The following is a 625-nucleotide window of genomic DNA, read 5'->3' as shown; positions in this document are numbered from 1 at the left end:
GCGGCGGTCAGATCCGCGTCAACACTCGGGTTCGCCTGACCGGTGTCGGCCAGCACCAGCGTGTTGATGTTGGCGATCGAAGCGAACTCGCTGGTCTCGTCACCACCCTGATAGATGCTCCGGGCCACCTCGAGGGTGTTACCGAAGTCACTGTCCTCGTCGTACGCGCCGCCGTCGACGTTGACGTTCTCGAACGACATGTTGTTGTTCACGAGATTGAACCGGTCGTTCTGCTCGTCCGTCAGGTCATCATCGACCGCATCGTACGCCCAGAGGTTGAAGGTGGCGTACTCATCCTCCGAAAACGCCTGCTCGATATCCAGCGTCAGCACGGAGTCACCACCCTCGGCCAGGGTGTAGTCGAAGTTCGGCTGCAGGCCGAAATCATCGTTGTCCCAGGCCTGCTCACGCTCGGCCTCGGTGGCCTCCTGGTCCATATCGATGTTTTCGTCCGCCCAATGCGGCGCCTCGGCGTTCTCGACCCAATCCCGGAAGGCGGTCTCGAGATAACGCTCACGCCCATCGGCGGTCAGCGCGGCGCTGACGTTGAGCAGCGCATCCGTGCCACGCTCGTAGTCGAGCTCAAGGCCGGAGGCGTCGAACTCGCGAACGTCCTGCAGACCCG

At 62.6% G+C, this 625-nt stretch carries 1 protein-coding gene; it reads right to left on the bottom strand.

The window, feature by feature from the left end; genetic code table 11:
* Nucleotides 1–625, bottom strand: a 625-nt coding sequence (locus tag LRG07_RS13780; RefSeq protein WP_238642768.1) for a hypothetical protein, incomplete at both ends; no start/stop codon positions are given.

This window comes from Halorhodospira sp. 9622, assembly GCF_022228025.1.
GTDB classification, from domain to species: domain Bacteria; phylum Pseudomonadota; class Gammaproteobacteria; order Nitrococcales; family Halorhodospiraceae; genus Halorhodospira; species Halorhodospira halophila_A.
This window is presented reverse-complemented; position numbering and strand designations above follow the sequence as displayed.